The sequence below is a fragment of the Arthrobacter sp. CDRTa11 genome (assembly GCF_026427775.1).
In the GTDB taxonomy this organism is placed as follows: Bacteria; Actinomycetota; Actinomycetes; order Actinomycetales; family Micrococcaceae; genus Arthrobacter.
This window is the reverse complement of the sequence record NZ_CP044532.1, coordinates 4461860-4484483: the sequence shown is the minus strand read 5'-3', so window position 1 is coordinate 4484483 and position 22624 is coordinate 4461860. Positions and strand designations below refer to the sequence as shown.

Genomic DNA, 22624 nt, shown 5'->3' with positions numbered 1-22624 from the left:
GCGCACAGACATTGCGTCCCCACGTTCTGCCACATCGCGGCTGCCCAGCGCCGAACCGTGAAATGAACGGTTGGTTTTACGATCTTGGCGAATCACGCCGGAACCGGCATGAATTAGTGCTCATCAGATTGGCCCTGCGGCTGGTGTTTGTCAAGACGATTGCCGAATTCTCGGCGGCCCAATAAAGACCACATAGACGATCTCCGCCGTGACACTTTCGGTTCACGTCGTGGATACCCCAATGCTTTCCACCGTTCTTCCGCGGCCAGCAGTCTTTTCACGCACCCTCTGTCCGGCTACCCATGAGCCGGCAATCCCTCGCCCTTGAGTAGAAACAGGTACCCCATGCCTTCGAAGACCATGAAAACTACGACGGCGGCAGCCGTCCTTGCGCTCGGCCTGCTTGCGTCCCAGCCGGCCAACGCAGCCGACACCACCTTCGACAGCCAGGCCTTCACCTTTGGTGTCATTGGCGACATCCCCTACGGCGACGCTGAGATCGCCAAGTTCCCAGTCCGGATCCAGGACATCAACGCCGACGACGATCTGAAATTTGTAGCACACGTGGGCGACATCAAGAACGGCTCCTCCGTCTGCTCCGACGAATACTTTGCCAGCATCCGGGCCCAGTTCGATACGTTCGAGCACCCGCTGGTCTTCACCCCGGGCGACAACGAATGGGTGGACTGCCACCGCACCAACAACGGTGCCTACAACCCGCTGGAGCGGCTGGACAAGCTGCGGGAAGTTTTCTTCGACGAGCCCGGCAAAACCCTGGGCACCACCATGCCGGTCAAGACCCAGGAGAGCCTCGGGCTGCCGGAAAACGTCCGATTCACCGAGAACCGGGTGGCCTTCTCCGTGCTGAACATCCAGGGCAGCAACAACTCGCTGCTTCCGTGGAGCGGCCTGGGCGAAACCACGGCCACACCCGAGCAGCTTGCTGAGGTTGAGCACCGGACGGACGCAGTGCTGGAGCAGATCCGCGACACGTTTGCTGACGCCGAGCGCCGCAACGACCGCGCCGTGGTGCTGATGACCCAGGCCGACATGTTCGATCCGTCGCAGCTTGCCGCGGCCACGGCCAACCCGGAAGCGGTATCCGGCTTCCGGGAAATTGTTCAAGCCATCATCGAGGAAACCAACGGCTTCGACCGCCCGGTCTACCTCATCAACGGCGACAGCCACGTCTTCGCCGAGAACCAGCCGCTGGCGGAAGGTTCACCCTGGCTGGACATCTACGGCCAGCCCGCCGCGGATGACCTGCAGCGCATCACCGTGGATGGATCCGCCAACGCCACCAACTACGTCAGATTCTCGGTCGCCGGCAACAGCTCCGAGGCGGACGTCCTGATCTGGGAAAAGGTCCCCTTCAGCCAGTAGGCAGCAAAGTGAAGCGGACGACGGCGGGAGGTCCCGCCGTCGTCCGCTTCTGTAGTCATAAACCCGGGACGCACTCGGTCATCCCCACGATGATCCGCTCAGCATACCCCCGAGTGCTCCGCGAACTCTTCAGTCAGTTGTCCAGCAGGCCGCCACTGGCCCAGCGCTTGACCGCGAGCTTTTCCGCGGCGTCGAACTCAAGCAGCGCCACCCGGCAGAGTTCTTCCACGTTCGCAGTCCACGCTGCTGCCAGCTCTGCTGGACTCGCCTGTTCGCTGAGCTGGAAATTGGCGTAGGCGAGGCCTTGCAGGACGAAACTCACCGCGCTGCGGGAGACCGGCTGGCCCGCGTTCACGCAGTCATCCCTGACCTGCCGCGACAGTTCGGTGCGGTTAAGCGGATGTTGACGAAGCCGGGCTGCCAGGGCCTGAAAAATCTGCCTGAACTGGTCCGCGGAAAGCGCCGGAACGTCCGTCACCCGGGTGACTTGCTCCTCGATGCCCGGCTGGAGGTCAGCTGGCACGGGCAGATCATCGCTGGAGAACCGCTTCGAGTCCCAGACCCAGCCGCCCTGTGCTGCCGAGTATTCGACGTTCTGGCCGATCTGGGAGATCCACGTTCCAAACTTTCCGAAGCCGCCCCAGTCGGTTTTCAAGGAAGGGTCTGCCGTAAGCGCCCGGTGGGCCACCATGGCACCAACCACTGGTCCTGGTGCGGAACGGACGAACTCCAACACCTCAAAGACGGCGGGCGAGCTTGCCTTCGTCTTCGTCTTCGCCTTGGTTGCGGCAACGACGTGCGGCTGCTTAACGGATGCCACCGCGTGGATGGGCTCCGCCGTGGTGCCGTTGAGGATCGCAACGAAGTCGTGGGACTCCACCACGTGGTCCGCCATCTCCCGGTAGGCGAAAGCAACAGCGCCAGCAGCAATAACTGTGGTCATCCGGTCAGCGGCCCGGAACCGCTGGATCAGGGAGGTAAAGTCGGCGTCGGCCGAGGCGATGAAGAACTCTTCGATGCCACCGCTTCCGGCGAGTGCGTCCATGGCATCGAGCACCAGGTTGATGTCCGTGCTGCTCTTTCCCCGCTGCGTCAGCGATGGGCAGTCGATCACGCGGAAACCAGCGCGGGTCCAGTATGTCCGGTACTTCGAGTACACCATCGGATTTAGGTAGCAGTTGCGGATCAGGAAGCGGCGGGCCCCCTCTCCGGAACCCCCGGCTGACAATGCGTCCGCCCAATGCTTGGGGTCTTCGGCGAACCGCTTTGCGGCCAGCGGATCCATAGCCTGCAAACCGGTAAACACATTGTCGAAATCAACAAACATCGCTGCTCGGATGCCGGGCCTGCGGGAAGGTGAGAGCGCCTCGTTCATTGGGCAAGTGTTGCACGGGCTTTGGGTGCCGGGTAGGACCAGGCTACGTCCAGCGGACGACGGCGGGAGGTCCCGCCGTCGTCCGCGTTCCTGTAAATCCAGCATTGTGATGGCCGTCAGACGGGCGCACCATGGTCGTATGGACGCGGAAACACACGCGGTGGAATTGAACCTGCCCCAAGCCTTCCTCCTTTTGGCCACCAACGACAAAGACGGCAAACCTGAGGTGCCTATGTACGCGCTCAGGACCACTTTGGCAGGGGCCATTCTGGCTGAGCTGGAACAGCTTGGTGCGATCGAGCTGCGGGGAAAGCACGTCAAGGCTGCCGGCACGGCCCCCAAAACGGGCTTCCAGCGCGAACTGGAATTCATCCGCCACAAATCACGGCCGCACACTCCCAAGCGGTGGGTCTCAAATCTGGAGAGCCGTGCTGAAGTCCAGCGCGTCTATGAGGGTATGGCGTCACTGGGCATCGTGGAACATGCCGGCGAAAAACACCTTGGTCTGTTCCGGACCGTGCGGTATCCGGAGAAGGACCATGGCCCGGAGGCGGCGGTCCTGACGAAGATCGAGGCCGCGATCAGGGGTTCGGCGACCGGTGCCCCGGTCCCTGATGCCCCGGCGACCAATGGCGGGGCGTCCAGGGCCGGCGCCGCTGCCGGAGCCACTGAGGCGGGGACGACGGATGCGGAAGCCTTGGATACCGGAACGCCTAAACCCTCAAAGCCCGCTCCCGAGGCACCCGAGGACAGGACCTTGGCCCTGATCGCCCTGCTTCAGGCCGCCGGACTGCTCACCAAGCTCTTCCCGGGCGTAGACAGACTTTGGGCATATGAGTTGGCGAAGGACTATTGGCCGGCCCGCGCCGTAGAGGATGAACTTCGAATGATCAGGCTGGCGGAGGAAGAAGCTCCAGCCCTGTAACTCATCGTCCAGCCGCAGGCGCCTCAGCTGACTAGGCAACTTCGATCCGTGCCAACAGGATGGCGCCCACCGTTACGTTGAAGACGGCGCGGTCCTCTTCATGCGTGAAGGGTATCTCTACCGGTGCCAGGTCCCCAGGCTGCGTGACGGTTACCCCCTGCGGAGTCTTCCCGCCACACGGGATGCCAACCTTGAAGCTTGCGCTCTCAGCCTTGAACCCGCTGGTGTCCAGGCCGTTGATGTTGGCGAAGAGCACATCAATGCGGGGCTCCGCCGGCTGCCGCAGGTCGATCACGACGGCGGGCGGCGCATCGGTCACAACGGTGCGCGGGCTCGTCGCCATAATCCCTGCGAGCTCGGCTGTGATGGCGGCATCCGTGGTCTGGTAATAGTTCTGCCCCACCTGCTCGGTCACCAGCACCACGGCCCCTGGGCCGTGCGACGTGCGCTGCCAGTTGGTGCCCGGGCCGAGGCCAAACGCCTCCAGGAGCGCAGGCCCCGCCCGTAGCCCACCGTTCTGATCGAAGACGCCGGCATCGGTACCACCGGTAATCACAAGCGTGCCGCCGGCCTCGACGTAACTCTTAAGGCTGGCGATCTCCGCATCCGACAGCGCAGCGGGCCGTGGCGCCACCACTACCGGGTAGGGTGCGAGCCGCTCCGCGGACAGGTGCGGCGTGGTGACGACGTCGTACGGTGCGTGCGCGTGGATCAGGGCCTTGCAGATGCCACGGTACTCGCCCAGGTAGGGCAGGGCCTTGGCCGAGTCCGTCGGCTCGGTGGCCCACCAGAGATTATCTGCCAGATTGGTGCTGGTGTAGAGGCCGATACCGGCGTTCTGGTCGACGAAATCGCGGCTCAAACTGGAGAAGACCACCGCCACCGGGTTGGCGCTCTGGCCGGCCCAGATGTCGTTGTTTTCCTTGAGCCAGCCATACATCTTGCCGCGCCAGGCGTCGCCCACCGTGTGGTTGAGCACCGGGATCTGGGTCTCGTAGGGCCGCAGGCCACCGGCGATGGAGATGGCCATGACACGTTCGGCGTCGTCTGCCTCCTTGCCGTACGAAATCACCCAGCTCGGGTTCTTGCCCGCGCAGCCGCGGCCGTGGCGCATCATGATCGCCATCGAGATCCAATCATCGGCGGGCGCCTCGCGCATGCCGGTCTCGTCGCTGACACAGTCAACTTCCCACACGCGGAGAACATCGCCGTCATCGCGGCTGGCGCCGTCAAGGCCCTGCACGGTGCACGCGTTGTAGTCCATGGTCACGGTCTCAACGATCAGCTGGAAGTCCGGCCGTACCGTGCGTGCGCCGGCAAGCACCGCCTGCTCGAATTCATGGATGACGCCGTGGCGCCACGCCACCCAGCGGCGAAACCCCGGATTGTTCCAATCCACGCCGGCGGGCTGCGCGAGTCCTGTCTCTGCGAGGAACTTGGCGGCGCAGGTCTCGTTGGTGCAAGGCCACACCCCGGCGATGTCCGAAAGCAGCGGAACGTCGCCCCACAAACCGTCCAGCGAGGTCTGTGCCAGCCGCTTCACCCGGTTGATGAAGTAATCGCGGTAGGAGGTGGTGGGGCAGAGCCAGGCGCTCTCGGTCCCCTCCGGCACCCAAAACACGCGGCCCTCGCCGCCAATAAAGATGTTCGGCTTCCCATCGATGCCGCGCTGCACCCAGTCCGGATGATCCTTGCCCATAGTGCTTTCGGCATCCGGCGCGTTCTCCGTCAGTGCCTCCAGCATCGGGTAATAGACGAGTATCTTCATGCCGCGCTCGTGGCATTTCTTTGCCACCTGATCAAAGTAGAGTGCATCCGCCTCGAAGGTCGCGTCGGTCAGATAGAACGAGAGGTCGCAATCCATCACCACCACGCTCACATGCGCCGCCGCGAGGACATCGAGGCGCGCGTCAACGTCCGGATCGTCCCTAAAGGTCTCGAACCCCGCGACGCGCGCTTCGGAGATCCAGGTCAGGTCAGCAGGCGGCGTTTCCGTACCTGGTGCGGGCGTCGCGCCGGTACCCTCACCGGCCGGTGGGTTGTTTCCCAACCCAGTGCCAACGGCCACAGCGCCGATGCCGACGGCGGTGGCCCCGAGGGCGGCCGAAATGATGAATCTGCGTCGGGATACTCCGGGCCTGGGTCCCATGACGGCCTTCCTGCTGGGGTCCTGCAGCCGTCAGAGCATGGGCACTGCTCCCCAGCATCGCCATGTTCAGGTGGAATGCCGTTACGGCGTTCCGCCTTCCCCTTTCGGCTGTGCCCTCTTAGGCTACCGGCTCTGACCAAGTGCCTTCCAGAGTTCCCTGTGGTTTGCCCTCCCCGCGCTCGCCGTGGACGCGCTGGACAGATAGGGAGCCCCACTAGACTCACGTGCATGGGGGAAAACGAAACATCCGGGGAACGCAACCCGGCCAGGCCCAGCCGACTCTCTTCCGCCGTCGTTCCCCTTGCAGGCGTCATCGCGGTAATGGCGGGTATTTTCGTGGCATGGAGCAACAGGAATACCAGCCTTGGCTGGTTCGCCTACGCACCGCTGAGCAACCAGGAGTTCACTGGCAACGGCACGGCTTTTGTCAGTCAGGGGACTCAGATCGGCTTGGCGGTGGCTGTTGTTGGCCTGCTCGTCCTGGCCTTTTGGGTAGGCCTCAGAATCGGCAGAAGATCCCGCTCCTAGCCGAGTTGTCCCGGGTTCCACCCTCCAGTAGCCATTCCAATCGCAACCGAATCCGGACTAGCCTGTTCCTAGGCGCGTCAGGCTGTCTGCTGGCGCTGCGGCGTTTCTGATTTGTAATGGCCAGGGGGCACATAGTGGGGGAATCTTTTCCGGTGGGTACGGGGCCGGTCCAAAGACAAATGGTGGTTCCGCGTCCGACCGTGGAACCCTTAGGGCTTCCAGGTTCCGATAACCCCCTGCCAGCCATGACGGTGCTGGTGGTGGACGACGATCCAGGATCCCTGCTGGTTGCCAGGGCCGCCGTCGAGAAGTCCGGCCATCACTGCATTGTGGCCTCCGACGGGGACATAGCGTGGCAGCTATACCAGGACCATCATCCCGAGGTGGTGGTAACGGACCTCATGATGCCCGGGCTCAACGGGTTTGAACTGTGCCGGGCCATCCGCGCCGCTGAGTCGGGGTCCTATGCCTACCTGGTCCTGCTGACGTCCCACGGGGCGCGGGAGGACGTCCTGCAAGGCATGAAAGCCGGGGCTGATGATTACGTGACCAAACCGCTGGACCCCTTCGTCCTGCATACCCGCCTGCTTGCGGCCCGGCGTGTCACCACCCTTCACGGCGCGCTGGCCGAAGCCTTGACCGAAACCAGGGGCAGCAATGAGCGGCTGGCCGAGTTCACCGGCAGGGTCAGCCACGATCTCCGCAATCCGTTGACGTCAATCCTTGGCTACGTGGAGCTAGGTTCCATGGAAACGGATAGCGACTCAGCTGCCGAGTACCTCGAGGTGGTGGGTCACAGTGCGCGGAGGATGCTGTCCATGGTGGAGGAGCTGCTCACCTTCGCATCCATTGGTGGTTCGCTGGTCAGGTCCCGGCTGTCGCTGGCAGACCTCGTGAAGGACGTCGCCGACGACCTAAACCTTGGCCTGCGGGAAGCCGAAGCCGTGGTGGAGTGTGAGGATTTCTATTTCGATGCTGACGGAAGCCAGATGCGGGTGGCGCTGCAGAACCTCATCCAGAATGCCGTGGCTTACCGGCGGTCCGGGGTTCCCCCTGTCATCCGGATCCACGGAGACAACTTCGGGGCCGGCGTCGTCATCCAGGTAGCGGATAACGGCAAGGGAATCAGTCCGGGGGACCGACGCCGGGTGCTTGAGCCGCTGGTCCGGCTGCACCGGGAGGGGGACCCGCCAGGATCCGGGCTGGGCCTGGCCACGTGTGCCAGGATCGCGGCGGCCCACGGCGGCCGCCTGGACATCTCTGCCAGCCAGAGCGGCGGGACCGCCGTCAGCCTGTACCTGGCACCGGCAGCACCTGGTACCTAGTCCTAATCTCCAGTTACCACCACAACACAACGCCCGGCTGAGAAACTTAGCCGGGCGTTTTGCATGAATCTGACCATAAATTTCTCCGTTTTGGTTTTATGTAGATCCGGTTGACCAAAAATACAAAAAAACCCGCCCAGGGTCACGATAAAGAAAGCGGTCATAACCATTTCTGTCAAATCATTTGGTTTCCACCGCGCCTCTGCATAGCGCAGCTGGCCGGGCTTTTTGGGAACTGGCATAAAAAATATAAGTGGGTATGGTATTGGGTAACGCAACGCAGAGAAAGGCGTGATTCCGATGTCAGGAAAATCCCCCAAAAGCAGCGCAGCCAAGAAGGTTGGCAAATCCATTCTCGAAAAGCGCGCCGACAAAAAGGCGAAAAATGAAAACAGCGAGATTAATTTCATAAAGCCGCGCAAGATCCAGCGCTAACCAAGTCAGCGGGCAGCCGAACGCGGGACTCCTAGCCCGCACGGCTGCCCGCCATCCCGGTATTCAGCTCCAAGGACACCACCATGATCATTTCCTGTAATGCCTTAGTTGTCCCGGCCAGACTCTCCCACCCAGTGCACCTCAAACCCGTTGAGATAGACCTGCCCGCACTGCAGCGCGTGGCCGCGGGGGAGGTTGGTTTGATCACTGGACAGACGTGGCATGTCTACCTGGACAACGACGGAAGGCGGACCTCACCGAATATGCGGGCGGAGGTCCTTATCCGCGAAGCAGGCGTCGATCTGGAGGATACAGTCCACGGGACGGCCATCTTCCTTGGCCGCCGAAACGGAGGCGAAGATACCGACGCTCCCCACCACCTCATCAGGCTCGCCGAAGAACTCTTCGACGTGCCATTGGCCGCGTAGAACTCTGGACTTTACGACGGCGGGGGGCCTCCCGCCGTCGTACATTTCTGACCTGAATTACTGACTCAGGCTTTTGCATCCCTTATTGCAACGGGATAGCCTGTGAGCCGTGTTACCCACCAGTGGCACACGCTGATGATCTGCGGCGGGAGAGTCCTGCCGGTACGTTCTGCAGGCGCCGTAGGAGCAAGTCCTCTCCGGGAATCTCTCAGGCCCACGTACCGCCGCGGCTAGGCAACTCTGGAAAGCAGTCCGGGCAACCGGGCTCACCGACGGTGCAAGTGGCGCCCTGCGAACAGCAGGACAAAACGGAAACTCTCAGGTCCAATACAGAGCGGGGAGGAACCCGAATCAACGTGGCGTTTTGGCGCCACCTGAAGGATGGAGTTCCTCTGATGAGATTCACAGTCACCTTCGCGGTCCTGCATATGGATGCCGGGCCTGCCTTTGCAGGCACCCTGCCACCGGCACAGGCTTCCTGGCTGCGACAGGACAAATAATGCTCCCCATCAGAATTGAGATCATCCCTTCCGCGGGAATCGTTGGGCTGGTCAAGGCCAAGGTGCCGCTGACCACAACGCTCACGGTGACCTGCCTGCCGCATCACGGCATCGAGCGGACCATGCGGACCGCCGTGGAGCTGAGCGTGCTTGGTTACAAGGTGATCCCGCACCTCGCGGCGCGGAGCCTGCGCGACCGTGCCGAGCTCACCCGGATCGTTCGTGAGTGCGATGCAGCCGGCATCTGCGAGGTGTTCGTGATCGGTGGAGACCGGAAGCAACCGGCGGGGGTCTACGCAACGGCTCTTCCTGTCCTGGAGGACATCGCGCAGTATTCGGGCGGGATGCTGCGGGCAGGCATAGCAGGATATCCGGAGGGGCACCCGTTGGTAAGTCCTGCGGATGTGCTTGATTCCCTTCTGGCCAAGCAGAGCCTGGCCTCGCACATGGTCACGCAGATGTGCTTTTCCCCGGAGAAGATCCACGATTTCGCGGCCGTCCTGCGCCGCGAAGGCGTGGAGCTCCCCATCTGGGCGGGGGTGGCGGGGTCCGTTCCACGGACCAAACTGATCTCCCTGGGAACACAGATCGGTGTGGGAAGTTCGCTCAAATTCCTGAGCCGCAAAGGCCCGCTTGCCCGCAAGCTCCTGAGCGGCGACCGCTACTCGCCAGAAAGCCTGATGTCCGGACTGGAAAGCCAGGCCGGCGCGATCGCGGGCATCCACCTCTACAGCTTCAACAGCCTCGACTCGATTCCCGGCCAATCCCTGCCCGGGCTGGGCCTGGCATCAGCACCCGCTGCACTCCAGACAGCATTGGCTCGGGGAAGAGCACGTGACGATCGAGAGTAACGGGTAAGGGCGAAGGCCCTCCGCGGCGAGCCGAGATGGAGGCGTCCACAGACCGTGACGGAAGGAGCAGCCGACGACGGCGGGAGGTCCCGCCGTCGGGCCGGTTGCCTGCCATTCTCAAAGGTTCTTGACCACTCAATCCCCAGCCGCCACCATAAGATATGAGCGACTCCGGAGCTTATACCGCAGGTGTCCCTTTCGACGGCGATGACGACGACCTGGTGGATGTTTCCAGCCCTGAGACTATTGAAAGCATTGCCGAAGATGTCCGTGACGATATCCGGCTGGGCCACATCCAGGATGACGTAAGCCACGTGCTTGAGGAACGCTTCCGCAAGGCTGGAATCAACCTGCGCCCCGAAGAGATAGACGACCTTGCCGAAGAAATCGAAAGGGACGTCTCCATATAGAACGTCACAAGTCATCCCGGACGGTGCGGGCCCGAAACGGCAGAGAACAACCTGGATTACTGCGCTGGCCGTGTTGGGCGCATGGCTTCCGAGTCATACCAGTGGTTCAGGTGGCCCGTACGCCCGAGAATTCTCCAGCGTGAGGATCTGGCACTCAGGCCTGCTGCACGAGGTGCCCATCGCGGAGTGGATCGCCGGCGAATTCCAGATTCGCAGGAGTGAGTTCGTCTGGCAGAGGGTATTCAGGCGGCCAGCAAAGGTGATTATCGGGCTCTGCTGCAGGCCAAAGACTCCATTCAGGAAACGGGTCCACGGGTAGAGTCGGGTCCAGGTCCATGTCCCCGCTCGTGTCTGAGAGCACCTCTGAGTCCACGTCTGGGTGCATGTCCGAGCCCGCGTCTTGGTGGGCACGGGATCGGCCGGGTTGAGTTGGCCAGCGTGGTGGTTCCCAGTCGGGTTGTTCGCTGGGGTAGTGGCGTCCTGTTGGTGAGGTCCAGCCGGGTGGTTTGTTTTTGCTGGCTCCGGTTGGGGTCCAGGCCGTGGTGTGTTTGAGTCGGTGGTGCTTTGGGCATGGCTGTCCAAGGTTGGATATGCCGGTGGTGCCGCCGCGGGCCCAGGCGAGGAGATGGTCTGCTTCGTTGTCCAGGGAGTGGTTGTTGCAGCCGGGAAAGGGGCATTTGCCGTCCCGGAGCCGGAGCCATTGGCGCATCGCTTTGGTGATGCGGTAGCTGGTCCGGCCGATTTCCAGTGGTGCGCCGTCGCGGGGGTCCGTCAGGACGCGCATGAACGACGTGGCGCCGTCGCTGATGAGGCGCCGGGCCATGGACGGCGGGATGGGCCCGTACCCGTCCAGGGTGGCTGGCTCGTCGGTGGCGCCCAGGAGGGCCATGACCGGGACGGTGATGAGCACCTGCGCTGCCGGCGACGGCACACCGCTGCGGCTGTCGGTGCCGCCGTCGAGGCTGGTGTCGCTGCTTGTTCCGGTGCCGCTGCCGCCATCGAAGCTGGTGCCGCTGCCGGTGCCGCTGCTTGTTCCGGTGCCGGTACCGCCGATGCTGCTAGCCGTGCCGGTGCCACCCATCATGTGGTCGCCAATACCCCTGCGAGTTTGGCCGCTTTTAGTGCCGCTGTACGTGCGGTCGCCCCTGCCGCCCAACGTTCCGTCGTCGGCCATTGCTGTGGCTGCGGCCAGGGTGCCGTGGGTGTTGTTGGTGAGGAGCCAGGTGGCGGCGAGGTCGGCGCGGAGCTGGGTGAGGGTCCTGTTCTCGTGCGGGCCCTGCAGGGCGCGTGCGGCGGTGGTGGTCCGATCCCAGATCCCGGAGGCCTGATCGGCCGGGAGGTACGCGGAGAGCCAGGCCATGCCGTCGCGGTCCGGCTGGTACTCCAGCCGCCGGTCCTGGACCCCTTTGGCGTGGCGCTTCTCGATGGACAAGGGGTGGTGGCGTTCGCGCCAGGACCGGGCCCTGGCGCGGAACCGGGACGGGACGAGCTCACCGGCCGGGCCGCGGGCAGGGGTGGGTGCTCCGGGGTCCAGGAAGTGCGCCTCTAACGCCGCCGCCCCGTCCGGGTCCAGATTGCTGGTTTCATCAACCATAATCCGGGCATGCTGCCATGAAATCGACCCGGACTGCAGCGCGGACAAGGTCTGCGGCAGGATGCTGGTCAATGCCTGGGATTCAGAGATCAGGGCACCCGCGGCGCGTTCGCTGACTGTGAGGGCGCACGCGATCTCCGCGGTGACCGACATTTCCTGGGCCGTGGCGTCCTGCGCTGTCACAGCTGGGGCGGCGAGGGCCTCTTCCAGCTCGACGATTTCAGCGGCCAGATGTACCTTCAGTGCCGCATTTTTTGCATCAGCGCGGGAAACCTCAGCCAGCGCATTCAAGCAGGCGTCGAGACGCCGGCGCAACGGGTCAGAGCCCAGCAACGGATCGGAGTCCGCGTCACCGGCAGCGCCACGGCCAGCCGTGCTGTCATCCAAAGCCGTGCTGTTATCCAAAGCAATGCTGTCCTCCAAATGGGGCCGGATGATTCGGCCAATGGCAGCCGTGGAGGCTTCAATACCGGCCAGGGCACCGGCGATCCCAGGACCGGTGGCAGCCTCGAAGCCCGCCCCGCTCCCCGCTGGCCATGCCCCCGTGCTGTCCATAAGAAAAGCATCCCATCAGGGTCTGACAAAAACGCTGCTCCGAACGTGGGCTCCGAACGGCAGGAACCCAACAGCCGCCGTCGCCCGCATTTTGGCCTCTCCGGTACCCTGTTGAAATGGTGCGAGGAAATGCCGACATGGGTGCCGAAGGCATCCTGCTCGCTGGGGCAGGGCGCGCCATTTTGCTGCAGCTCGCCAACCCTGCCGTGGGCCACGGCGTCGCCGAGCACAGCAACTTCGTTGACCGGCCGCTAGACAGGTTCCTGGCAACCATCACCTACGTGTATGCCGTGACATACGGCGACGAGGAGCAGGTGAAGGCGGTGCGCCGCAAAGTCAATCATGTCCATGCCCGGGTTCGCCGCAAGCCTGACGGCAGCTCCGCAGGCTACGACGCGTTCGATCCGCAATCGCAGCTGTGGGTGGTGGCCACCCTCTACGACACAGCGGTCACTGTCTACGAACGAATCTACGGCGCGCTGGACGATGAGACGGCGGAGAGCGTCTACCGTGAGTACGCCAAACTCGGGACAGCCCTTCAGCTGCCACCGGAGCTCTGGCCGGCAGACCGTGCAGCCTTCCGCGCGTACTGGGACGAGCGCATACAGACGCTGAAGCCCGACGACGTCACGGCCCGGGTGGCCCGCGACCTCATGTACCCGCCAACCGGTCCGCTCTGGCTTCGCCTGAGCATGCCCCTGGTCCGTTTCATCACCGCTGGGCTCCTGCCCGACCATCTCCGGGAAGGCTTCGGGTTGCCGTGGAGTCCGCGGCATCACCGGCAGTTCGACCGGACGATGCGCACGGTTGCGGTGGTCTATCCACGGTTGCCTCAAGGCATCCGGCACTGGTTCAAGAACTACTCCCTTAGACGGCTCAGCACCGCCTAGCGATCCCGCGGGAGAACCTGTTAACGCGGGCTCCCTACAATTGCTAAGGTGCGCGATACGGAAATAGGAGGGGCTCTGGTCAGGGCGGCAGCCTTGGCGGCCCCCGGCCCTGCCGAGTTGAAGCTGCTTGACTCTTCCGAACACCGACGCGCCGCTACTTTTCACAACCCCGCCGATGCTGCTGATTTCCTGGCCGGCAGGGCGGCGCTCCGACTGTTCGCTGCGGAGCTGGCAGGTACTTCGCCCGCAGCTTTGGTGGCGGCGTACAGATGTACCCGTTGCGGCGGAGGAGAAGGGGACCATGGCCAGCCGGGCTATCTCCTCCAGGATGGGGGAGCGGGGCCTCTACTGAGCCTGAGCCGGGCGGACGGTTGGGTTGTCCTGGCCGGCGCCGCTGACGGCGGCAGCCTGAGCGGAATAGGTGTAGATGTGGAGCAGGCGGGAAGAACAGCATTCCCCGGCTTTGACGCTCTTGTCCTGACTCCACGGGAACGCACTTGCTTGGCGCCGGCCACAACAGCGGAAGGGCGTGGTCAGCGGGCGCGGTTCTGGACCCGGAAGGAAGCATTCCTCAAATCCACTGGCGAGGGGCTGGGACGGGACCCTGCAACATGCGACGTCACAGCAGAACGCCTTGAAGGAGCCCTGCTGGCCGATCTGGAGCCGGCGCGCCTTGGGCTCCCATCGGGAACTGTCGCAGCCTTAGCGCTGCGGCAGGAGTGATTCGTAGAGCCAGGGACGGAGAATCGCTTCGGCGTCAAAGCCGGGGACGCTGCCACAAAGTTCCTGCGCCAGTATCGTCAGATCGCCGGTGGACACTGATCCGAAACAATTTCGTTCGGTCCAAGCCCTGAGAAGCCCGAAAAAGAGGACGTCGCCCACGGCTGTCCTCAACGCGTGCAGGGCCAGTGCACCGCGCTTGTAGACCCGGTCATCGAACATCAGTTCCGGGCCGGGATCGCCGATCTGCAGATCCTGCGGTTTCGAAGCGAGGCCGTCCCAGGCAGCCTCTGCCCGGGCTGCCGCCGATCCTTGCCCCGACGCTTCTGACCACAGCCATTCGGCATAACAGGCGAACCCCTCGTGCAGCCAGATGTCCTTCCAAGAGGAGGCCGTCAATGAATTCCCGAACCATTGGTGCGCCAGTTCGTGGGCGATCAGCCGCTGGGATTCCCACCTCAGATCCAAATGATTCCGGCCGATTATCGACAGGGACTGCGCTTCAAGGGGAATCTCCAGTTCGTCGTCCGGTACGACGACGGTATAAGAGTGAAAGGGGTACGGCCCGAAGCAGGTTTCGAACGTCGCCATCATCTCGCGCTGCCGGACGAGCGCTTCCTGCGCCCGGTCCATCAGGACCGTCGGAGCAGCGACGAGCTGCCGGACCCCGCTTCCGGTGGCTGGGATGGCTGTGACTGGCATGCCCCCGACGGCGGCTCCCGCGCCCGCGATTGCGGCTCTCGCCGGGGGGACGCTCCCGGCGAGGGGAACGATCTCGTAGCGGCCGATCTGTACGGTGGCGAGGTAAGTGGCCATGGGTTCGGCCTGTTCGTAAACCCAAGTCTCGCGGCTGGCCTTCGAATGCCTGGACACCAGGGTCCCGTTGCAGACCACCTGGTAGTTCATGTCGGTGGTGACGGTGAATCCGAAGCTGGCTTTGCGGCTGGGATGGTCGTTGCAGGGAAACCACGAGGGTGCTCCTGTTGGCTGCCCGGCGACCAGGACGCCGTCGGTCAGTTCTTCCCAGCCGACGTCGCCCCAGTTTCCGCGCAGCGGCCCCGGACGGCCTTCATAGCGGATGTCCAGGCTGAATTCGGATCCGGGGGCGAGAGGCGCGGCCGGAGTGATAACAACCCGGCCCTCGCGCTGGATGAAGCGGGCGGGGCGCTTGCCGTCCACCCTGACCTTGATGACCCGCAGGCCCGAGAGGTTCAGCATGATGGACTGCAGCCGGGTGATGGCGGTCCCGGCGACTGTCACGTGAGCGTCCAGCCGGTTCGTGGCCACGCGGTAGTCAAGGTACAGCTCATAGCGGGAAACGCTGAAGTCTGGGGAGCCGTGACCCGGCGTGTAGGAATCCGGCAGGGGTTCCCCGGTGAGTGTCCGGCCCTGTTCGGGGGAAGCAAGAGGTCGGCTCACCCGCTCATCGTAGCCGACTGAGCCCACAGCGCCGGAGGGCAAGGTCATGATGGCCCTCCCGACCAGGGGCTGACAGGGTTCCCGATCCAATAACTCCCTGCGGGAACGGTTTCGCCGCGCATGACGAGGGACGCCGGGCCGACGGTGCCCCCGGCGCCGATGCGTGCCGCCGGCAGAATCACGCCGTGTGGACCGATGGTGGCACCGTCGTCCAAGGTCACCTCGGCCATGCTCATGACGCGGTCGTGGAAGAGGTGGGTCTGGATCACGCAGCCGCGGTTGACGGTGGAGTTTTCACCCAGGGTGACGAGGTCCGCTTCAGGCAGCCAGTAGCTTTCGCACCAACTGCCGGAGCCGATTCGAGCACCCAGGGCACGCAGCCACCACACGAGGGCAGGACTGCCCGTTGCGGACCGGGCGAACCACGGTGCTGTGACCATCTCGACAAAGGTGTCCACCACCTCGTTGCGCCAAATGAAAGAACTCCACAGCGGATGTTCTCCGGCCTTGATTCGCCCCACAAGGAGCCATTTGGCGACGACGGAGGCCGCCGCTGCCACGGCACCTGCAGCCACGATGATCACGCCGCCCAAAAGAGCCGCCGTGATGTAGCCGCCGGTGCTGCCCGCCAGGAGGTCAAGAGCCAGCAGGACTCCTGCGGCAATACCCACTGTCAGGAACACCGGAATCGCCCGGCACAGTTCCCAGCACGCGCGAAAGAGCTTCAGCCGAAGGGGAGGATCGAACGTCAGTGTCTGGTCGGCGTCGAGCTTTGACCTCCTGAGCCGGACGGGAGGGCTGCCCAGCCAGGACGTGCCTGATTTGGCCTTGGCCGGTGTTGCGGAGAGCACCGCGACGAGGGAATTCTTGGGCACGCTGCGGCCGGGCCCGGTCATTCCGGAGTTCCCCAGAAACGCGCGCTTGCCAATCTTCGCGGGAGCCACTTTCATCCAGCCGCCGGCAAGTTCGTAGGAGGCGATCATGGTGTCATCGGCGAGGAAGGCCCCGTCGCCAACCGTGGTCATGGACGGAAGGAGCAGCACAGTGGACGCTTCGACGTTCCGGCCAACCTTGGCGCCCAGCATTCTCAGCCACACCGGGGTAAACAGGCTTGCGTAGATGGGAAACAGCAGGTCCCGGGCTGCATCGAGCACCCGCTCCGTGGCCCAGATCCGCCATCCCGTCAGGCTCCGCACGCGGTAGTGGCCTTCCTTCAGTCCGATCCCAAGGATACGGACCAGCCCCGCGGTGAGCAGGAGGTTGGTGATGAACCACACGGCGGCCGCCAACGGCACAGCTCCCAGCACAATCGGCCAGGCCTGCACCAGGGAGCCCTGGCCGCGAACTGCCCAGGCGACCACGGCGGCGGCGGCCACCACGGAGCACAACGGAATCGCTGCGAGCAGTGTGGAACCGGCAGCGTACGCCGGGAACCAAAGACGGGATCCGCCGGTGCGGGCCGGCTCTGCAGGAAAGCTTGGGCGGGCCTTGCCTCGCCGTACGGCAGGTGACCCTGCATAATGCTGGTTCGCGCGGACCTTTCCCAGAACCGCGGAGCCGGGGGCCACTTCAGCGCCGGCTCCCACCCGGGCACCGGGCATCAGTGTGCTGCGGGAACCTATGGTGGCGCCCCGGCCAACATGGATGCGTCCGATATGGACCAGGTCGCCGTCGATCCACCAGCCCGACAGATCCACTTCAGGCTCAACCGAGGCCTCCGGACCGAGGTAGAGCATCCCGGTGACAGGGGGCACGGAATGGAGGTCAACATTCGGGCCGATCTTCGCGCCCAATGCCCTGGCATAGTACGGAATCCAGGGGGCTCCGGCGAGACTGACAGCTCCGGTGAGGTCAGCGATCTGCTCCGCCAGCCACAGCCTCAGGTGCACCTTGCCCGAGCGGGGATAAGCGCCCGGGACAACGCCTCGCAGGAGTATCCGGGCCGCGGCCGCAGCAAGTGCCATGCGGCCCAGCGGACTGACGAACACTGCCCAGGAAGCAAAAACCCACCACCAGGAAACGGTGGTTGCAGCTGTGAGAAGGCCCAGCATGGACAGCAGGTTGTTCGCAGCCATGAGGTAAGTCAGCCAGCGCATGCCAACCAGGACATGCAGGGGCGCACTGATCAGGACCTGAAAGATTTGGGATTTCAGCGCCGTCGGCCTGACGGTTCGCTCACGGGCAGGAAAAGCAGCCGCTTCATCGCCGGATGCCAGGACCAGTTCCACCAGGGCTCCCAGCCGGGGCCGCGAATAGATATCGGCGACGGCGATGGTTGGGTATCGCGTCCGCAGCGCAGACACCAGCTGAGCGGCGGCAAGGCTGCCACCGCCGTGAGCGAAAAAGTCGGCCTCCAGGCCTTCCGGTGCCGTGCCCAGGACAGCTGTCCACTGCTCCGCGATCCAAGCGGCAACCGGATCCAGGGACGCGCTTCCGGTGCTTTCCTCGCCGGGAGATATGAGGGGCCACGGCAGCGCGGCCCTGTCCACTTTGCCGCTGGTCTTCACCGGCAGGGAGCCGACGACGGTCAGCATGGGAACCAGCGCGGCCGGCAACGTCCGGGCGAGGAGGTCACGGAAAGCGGAAAGGTCTGGTTCAACGCCCGGCCCGGGGGCCAGGTAGCCGACCAGGACCTGGTGCCCGGCACCGGTGTTCTTCACCGCGGCGGCTGCGCCGTGGATTCCGGGGAGGGCCTGCAGGGCGGAATCAACTTCCCCCAATTCAATCCGCCGCCCGCCGAGTTTGACCTGTTCATCGGCCCTGCCCATGAACAGAAGTCCTTCACGTTCAAAGCGCACCAGGTCGCCGCTGCGGTAGGCGCGGCTCCATCCCAGACTTTCCATGGGCGCGAACTTTTCCGCATCCTTGGCCGGGTCCAGATACCTGGCGAGTCCCACTCCGCCAATGATGAGCTCTCCAACGTTGCCCTCGGGGACGGGTATCCCCTGGGAGTCCACGACGGCCAGGTCCCAGCCATCCAGCGGAAGGCCGATTCTTACTGGGTCGGATCCGTCCATGAGCGCTGCACAGGACACCACGGTCGCCTCGGTGGGTCCATAGGTGTTCCACACCTCGCGTTCCTGTACGGCGAGGCGGGCTACCAGTTCCGGCGGGCAGGATTCGCCGCCAAAGATCAGCAGCCGCACTGCGTCCAGCGTTTCCACCGGCCAGAGCGCCGCCAGTGTTGGCACAGTGGAGACGGCAGTTATGCCCTTGGTGACAAGCCACGGACCCAGGTCCATTCCTGTCCGCACCAGTGCCCGAGGGGCCGGCACCAGGCAGGCCCCGTGCCGCCACGCGAGCCACATCTCTTCGCAGGAAGCGTCGAAGGCAACTGAAAGGCCAGCCAACACGCGGTCGGAAGGGCCCAGCGGTTCCTCCTGCAGGAACAGCCGGGCTTCGGCGTCCACGAATGCCGCGGCGGCGCGATGCGTTACCGCCACTCCCTTCGGGGTTCCGGTAGACCCGGAGGTGAAGATAATCCACGCATCATCATCGGGGCTGGCCGAACGGGGCTCCGCCCCGGGCTCGCCAGGGGGACGGGAGGCTCCCGATTTGAGGCCGTCCTGGATGCCGCCGGCGCCCAGGACGGCGGAAACCCCGGCTTCGGCAAACACGAGCCTGGCCCGTTCATCCGGATCATCCGCATCCACGGGCACATACGCGGCTCCAATAAACAGGACGGCAAGTATCGCCACATACAGTTCGTTGGTGCCGGACGGGATCCGCACCCCCACCCTGTCCCCGACGCCTATGCCGGAACGTCGCAACCGGCCGGCGTAGGCCTTCACCTCCGCCTGCAGTTCGGCGTAACTGAGGCACACACGGCCGTCGTCGAGGGCGGAGGAATCCGGATGCGCCGCCACAGTCGCTTCGAAAATCTCCACCAGGGTGCGGACAGGGGGTGCATTCAGCGCCCCGGGCAGCTGGGGGCTGTGGATCGGCACCGGTCCGTTCCCGCCAGTGACGGCTGGGGCAGCCACGGGCTTAACCGGCACTGGGAAGCTCACCATCTTCGAAGATCCTCGACGCCGGGCCAACAATCAGGCTGTCCGGCTCGGCTACCAGCTCCACGTCTTTGTCCTCGTAATCAAACATGTGCAGCACATGGCGCATTGCCTCCAGCCTGGCCCGCTTTTTGTCGTTGCTCTTCACCACAGTCCACGGCGCCCAGGGAGTATCAGTGGCACGAAACATGCTCTCCTTGGCTGCGGTGTAGGAATCCCATTTGTCCAGGGAGGCCAGATCCATAGGGGAGAGCTTCCATTGCCGGACAGGGTCCACCTGACGGATTGCGAAGCGTGTCAGCTGCTCAGTACGGGAAACGGAAAACCAGAACTTCACCACATCGATTCCGTCGTTGGCCAGGACCTGCTCGAAGGCTGGAGCCTGGCTGAGGAAGCCACGGTACTGGGCATCGGTGCAAAATCCCATGACCCTCTCCACACCGGCCCGGTTGTACCAGGAGCGGTCGAACATGATGATCTCGCCGGCGGCCGGCAGATGGGCGACATAACGCTGAAAGTACCACTGCGACTGCTCACGCTCGCTGGGCTTCTCCAAGGCAACAACATGGGCCCCGCGCGGGTTCAGGTGCTCTGTGAAGCGTTTGATGGTGCCGCCTTTGCCTGCAGCGTCGCGTCCCTCGAAGAGCACCACCAGGCGACGGCCCGAAGCTTTGATCCACTTCTGCAGCTTCAGCAGTTCGATCTGAAGCAACCGCTTCTCCATCTCGTACTGCTCCCTGGTCATCCGGGCCTGATACGGGTAACCTTCCCGCCAGGTGTCCACCGGGGTGCCGTCGGGGCTGACGAGCACCGGGTCATCGTCGTCGTCGTCGAGCACGGCGAAGCCGTGACTGGAGAGATCGAATATGTTCACCGGCAGAACTTACTCAACGTCCGTGAACTCCTGATGAACAGGGAGCCAACGGGACGGAATGTGAACCCGCTGGTGACGGAGACGGCCGAGCCACTACCTCGTGTCCTGACCGAAAACAAGGTCTGTTTTGGTGGAATGCTGACCCATACAATCGGGGTTGGACGCAACCGGTCGCGGCACTCCCGGACACGCCCGCGGGGGAAGCAGCACACCTTACTCCAGCGGTGCCAGCAAAGGATGCGGACCATATGACTGACATTCAAGGGCTTATTAGCTCCCTCCAGCCCGAAGACCTCGCCCTTCTCCAGGAGCGGGGCCCGGGCCAGCTGCTTGACCCAGACATGCTCGATGCCATAGACCGGGCTGCCGGCGGCCCCGGCGAAGGGCGTGGCTACTACGTCGTCCGCGGCAGCCTGGAACCGCTGGAACGGCGTCAGTACTACCTCCGCGATGACGTCGCCACCGCAATCTTTGACCCCGTCACTTTGGAAGGCGCTGCCGGGGCGGACGCCTGACCGCACCATCGCCTTCTCGCTTCATTGCCCGCGCTTCGAAAGAACGAGCGTTGTTGGGGCTACGTCCAGCCGTCCTCCTCACAGATCTCGGCGGTCTTAGGCCTCCGGGATCACCCTGGCGAAACTAGACAACCGCGCCACGTCCGGATCCGGTCCATGACGCACTCCCTGGTCGAGGGCATCGATGCTTGCAAGTTCGTCCGCGCTGAGTTCAAAGTCGAAGACGTAGAAGTTCTCCGCGATACGTGCCGGGTTGGTCGACTTCGGGATGGCTGAGCGGCCCTGTTGCAGATGCCAACGCAGCATGATCTGAGCGGGGGTCTTCCCGTGAGATTGCGCTATGGCAACGATCGCGGGATCCTCCATCACGTTCTTTGTGCGGTTCTCGCCGAAGCCAGGGTAGAAGGTGATGCCACCGATCGGTGACCATGCCTGGGTGAGGATGCCGTTTTCTGCGTCCGCTGCCTGGACCGCTGGCTGTGTAAAGAAGGGATGCAGTTCGATCTGGTTGACGGCCGGGACGACGTCGGTCTTCGCGAGGAGTTCTTCCAGGTGATGAGGCATGAAGTTGCTGACGCCGATCGCCCGCACACGACCGTCGCCGAGCAGGGTCTCAAGTGCTTTGTAGGATGCGAGGGTCTTCTCGAAGCGATCGGGTGCAGGCTGGTGCAGGATGAGCATGTCCAGATAGTCGACGCCAATTTTGGCGGCCGCCTTCTCCCAGGCATGCAGGGTCTGCTCGTAGCCGTAATCGCTGACCCAGACCTTCGTCTCTATGAACACGTCGGATCGATCGAGGCCGGACCTGCGCACTCCTTCGCCGACGTCGCGCTCATTGTCGTATGCGGCCGCGGTGTCGATATGCCGGTAGCCAGCCGCCAGCGCGGCCTCGACAGCAGCCGTCGTCTGCTCCGGCGGGCTCTGGAAAACACCCAGCCCGAGGGCCGGCATCGTGACGCCGTTGTTGAGGGTGAGTTCCATGTAGCGATCCCGCTGTTACGCCTGGTAATAGTGCTGTTCAAGAGCCTTGATCAGCATCTCGCGCTCACCGGTCATCGCGGCGTCCACCAGCAATAGATGCTTGTCGGCCTGATTGGCAGCACTGCCGAGTCCGCGCCGCATGATCGGCACCATCATGACGGCGATGAGGGGTTCCAGCGTTTGCCAGGCTTCGACCAGCTTGGCCTTGGGCTGCTGGCTCATCAGCATCCCGTGGAACTCGCGGTCCAGCCTCATCTGCTCGTCGACGTCTTCCGGCAGGCGCAGCCCACGCATGCGTTCCGCGATTGCCCTCAGCTCCTTCTCAACGGTTTCGGGCAGGGGAAACGCCGTGTGCAGGGCCGCGCGTCCCTCCAGTGCTGCGAAGACTTCCCCGATCTCAGCGATGTCGTCGTCGCTGAAGTAACGGACCCTGTGGCCGGAGCCGGCCGAGGACTCGACCAGGCCTGTTGAGGCAAGCCGCGTCAAGGCTTCGCGAACTGTGCCACGGCTGACAGACAGATCTTCGGCCAGCCTCTTCTCGACGAGATGCCGGCCAGGGTCGAGGGTTCCGAGGATGATCTCACGCCTGATGGTGTGCGCTACCTGATCCACGAGTGTGGTCCGCTCCGCAACCCGAGGCGCAAGCGTTCTCGCGAGAGATGTCCTCGCTGGCTCAGAGAAAGTCCTGCTCTCCATGGCACTCCCTAAATGGCTCACTGCAACCACCCCGCTTTGGAGTGAGTCTTGACACAACGTCCTA

The 22624-nt window shown here is 63.9% G+C and carries 19 protein-coding genes and 1 riboswitch; of the genes, 10 read left to right on the top strand and 9 right to left on the bottom strand.

The genetic code is table 11. The annotated features are described in order from the left end of the window. The first annotated feature begins 345 nt into the window (after positions 1 to 345). Complete coding sequence (locus F8G81_RS20360) at positions 346 to 1383, top strand: hypothetical protein (RefSeq protein WP_267276446.1); 1038 nt, start codon at positions 346 to 348, stop codon at positions 1381 to 1383. A gap of 133 nt (positions 1384 to 1516) precedes the next feature. On the opposite strand, the gene F8G81_RS20355 is transcribed toward F8G81_RS20360, so the two are convergent. Next, entirely contained in the window at positions 1517 to 2758 is a 1242-nt protein-coding gene (locus F8G81_RS20355; protein WP_267276445.1) for an NYN domain-containing protein, read from the bottom strand. Between the two features lie 139 nt (positions 2759 to 2897). On the opposite strand from F8G81_RS20355, the gene F8G81_RS20350 reads away from it, so the two are divergent. Then, positions 2898 to 3683 (top strand): GOLPH3/VPS74 family protein, encoded by a 786-nt coding sequence (locus tag F8G81_RS20350; RefSeq protein WP_267276444.1) that lies wholly within the window; start codon positions 2898 to 2900, stop codon positions 3681 to 3683. A gap of 31 nt (positions 3684 to 3714) precedes the next feature. Here F8G81_RS20350 and F8G81_RS20345 read toward each other — a convergent pair whose 3' ends face one another. Continuing rightward, the gene (locus F8G81_RS20345) at positions 3715 to 5832 is read right to left on the bottom strand and encodes a beta-galactosidase trimerization domain-containing protein (protein WP_267276443.1); all 2118 of its coding nucleotides are present in this window, start codon (positions 5830 to 5832) and stop codon (positions 3715 to 3717) included. Positions 5833 to 6060: 228 nt separating this feature from the next. Between F8G81_RS20345 and F8G81_RS20340 the strand changes: the two genes are divergently transcribed. After that, a complete protein-coding gene (locus tag F8G81_RS20340) occupies positions 6061 to 6360 on the top strand; it encodes a hypothetical protein (RefSeq protein ID WP_267276442.1) in 300 nt (99 codons plus the stop codon). A 245-nt stretch (positions 6361 to 6605) separates the two neighbouring features. Then, positions 6606 to 7685, top strand: a complete 1080-nt coding sequence (locus F8G81_RS20335; protein ID WP_267276441.1) for a response regulator — start codon at positions 6606 to 6608, stop codon at positions 7683 to 7685. Between the two features lie 2 nt (positions 7686 to 7687). On the opposite strand, the gene F8G81_RS20330 is transcribed toward F8G81_RS20335, so the two are convergent. Then, positions 7688 to 8095, bottom strand: a complete 408-nt coding sequence (locus F8G81_RS20330) for a hypothetical protein (protein WP_267279392.1) — start codon at positions 8093 to 8095, stop codon at positions 7688 to 7690. A gap of 108 nt (positions 8096 to 8203) precedes the next feature. Between F8G81_RS20330 and F8G81_RS20325 the strand changes: the two genes are divergently transcribed. The 3 genes from F8G81_RS20325 (at position 8204) to F8G81_RS20315 (ending at position 10309) form a co-directional block, all read left to right on the top strand. Then, positions 8204 to 8548: a DUF3846 domain-containing protein gene (locus tag F8G81_RS20325; protein WP_267276440.1), complete on the top strand. Its 345-nt coding sequence runs from the start codon at positions 8204 to 8206 to the stop codon at positions 8546 to 8548. A gap of 136 nt (positions 8549 to 8684) precedes the next feature. Then, positions 8685 to 8782, top strand: a riboswitch (glycine riboswitch). 265 nt (positions 8783 to 9047) lie between these two features. Beyond that, a complete protein-coding gene (locus F8G81_RS20320) occupies positions 9048 to 9899 on the top strand; it encodes a methylenetetrahydrofolate reductase (protein ID WP_267276439.1) in 852 nt (283 codons plus the stop codon). A 161-nt stretch (positions 9900 to 10060) separates the two neighbouring features. Next, entirely contained in the window at positions 10061 to 10309 is a 249-nt protein-coding gene (locus F8G81_RS20315) for a hypothetical protein (RefSeq protein ID WP_267276438.1), read from the top strand. Between the two features lie 154 nt (positions 10310 to 10463). On the opposite strand, the gene F8G81_RS20310 is transcribed toward F8G81_RS20315, so the two are convergent. Further along, positions 10464 to 12458, bottom strand: coding sequence for an HNH endonuclease signature motif containing protein (locus F8G81_RS20310; protein ID WP_267276437.1), 1995 nt, complete (start codon positions 12456 to 12458; stop codon positions 10464 to 10466). 116 nt (positions 12459 to 12574) lie between these two features. Between F8G81_RS20310 and F8G81_RS20305 the strand changes: the two genes are divergently transcribed. Beyond that, on the top strand, positions 12575 to 13348 hold the full coding sequence (locus F8G81_RS20305) for an oxygenase MpaB family protein (protein WP_267276436.1): 774 nt from the start codon (positions 12575 to 12577) through the stop codon (positions 13346 to 13348). A gap of 48 nt (positions 13349 to 13396) precedes the next feature. Beyond that, positions 13397 to 14071 carry a 4'-phosphopantetheinyl transferase family protein gene (locus F8G81_RS20300; RefSeq protein WP_267276435.1) on the top strand — a complete coding sequence of 225 codons (675 nt, stop codon included), beginning with the start codon at positions 13397 to 13399 and terminating at the stop codon, positions 14069 to 14071. Here the strand turns inward: F8G81_RS20300 and F8G81_RS20295 are convergent. The 3 genes from F8G81_RS20295 to ppk2 are packed head-to-tail and all read right to left on the bottom strand — an operon-like array spanning position 14051 to position 20368. Further along, complete coding sequence (locus F8G81_RS20295) at positions 14051 to 15535, bottom strand: M1 family metallopeptidase (RefSeq protein ID WP_267276434.1); 1485 nt, start codon at positions 15533 to 15535, stop codon at positions 14051 to 14053. The two genes, F8G81_RS20300 and F8G81_RS20295, sit on opposite strands and share 21 nt — an antisense overlap. Further along, positions 15532 to 19500, bottom strand: a complete 3969-nt coding sequence (locus tag F8G81_RS20290) for a Pls/PosA family non-ribosomal peptide synthetase (RefSeq protein ID WP_267276433.1) — start codon at positions 19498 to 19500, stop codon at positions 15532 to 15534. The genes F8G81_RS20295 and F8G81_RS20290 overlap by 4 nt, the downstream gene beginning before the upstream one ends. Continuing rightward, entirely contained in the window at positions 19475 to 20368 is an 894-nt protein-coding gene (gene ppk2 / locus F8G81_RS20285) for a polyphosphate kinase 2 (RefSeq protein ID WP_267276432.1), read from the bottom strand. The genes F8G81_RS20290 and ppk2 overlap by 26 nt, the downstream gene beginning before the upstream one ends. Positions 20369 to 20616: 248 nt before the next feature. Between ppk2 and F8G81_RS20280 the strand changes: the two genes are divergently transcribed. After that, positions 20617 to 20883, top strand: a complete 267-nt coding sequence (locus tag F8G81_RS20280; RefSeq protein ID WP_267276431.1) for a hypothetical protein — start codon at positions 20617 to 20619, stop codon at positions 20881 to 20883. A gap of 96 nt (positions 20884 to 20979) precedes the next feature. Here F8G81_RS20280 and F8G81_RS20275 read toward each other — a convergent pair whose 3' ends face one another. Beyond that, positions 20980 to 21864, bottom strand: a complete 885-nt coding sequence (locus tag F8G81_RS20275) for an aldo/keto reductase (RefSeq protein ID WP_267276430.1) — start codon at positions 21862 to 21864, stop codon at positions 20980 to 20982. Between the two features lie 15 nt (positions 21865 to 21879). Continuing rightward, complete coding sequence (locus tag F8G81_RS20270; protein ID WP_267276429.1) at positions 21880 to 22476, bottom strand: GntR family transcriptional regulator; 597 nt, start codon at positions 22474 to 22476, stop codon at positions 21880 to 21882. Between the last annotated feature and the right edge of the window lie 148 nt (positions 22477 to 22624).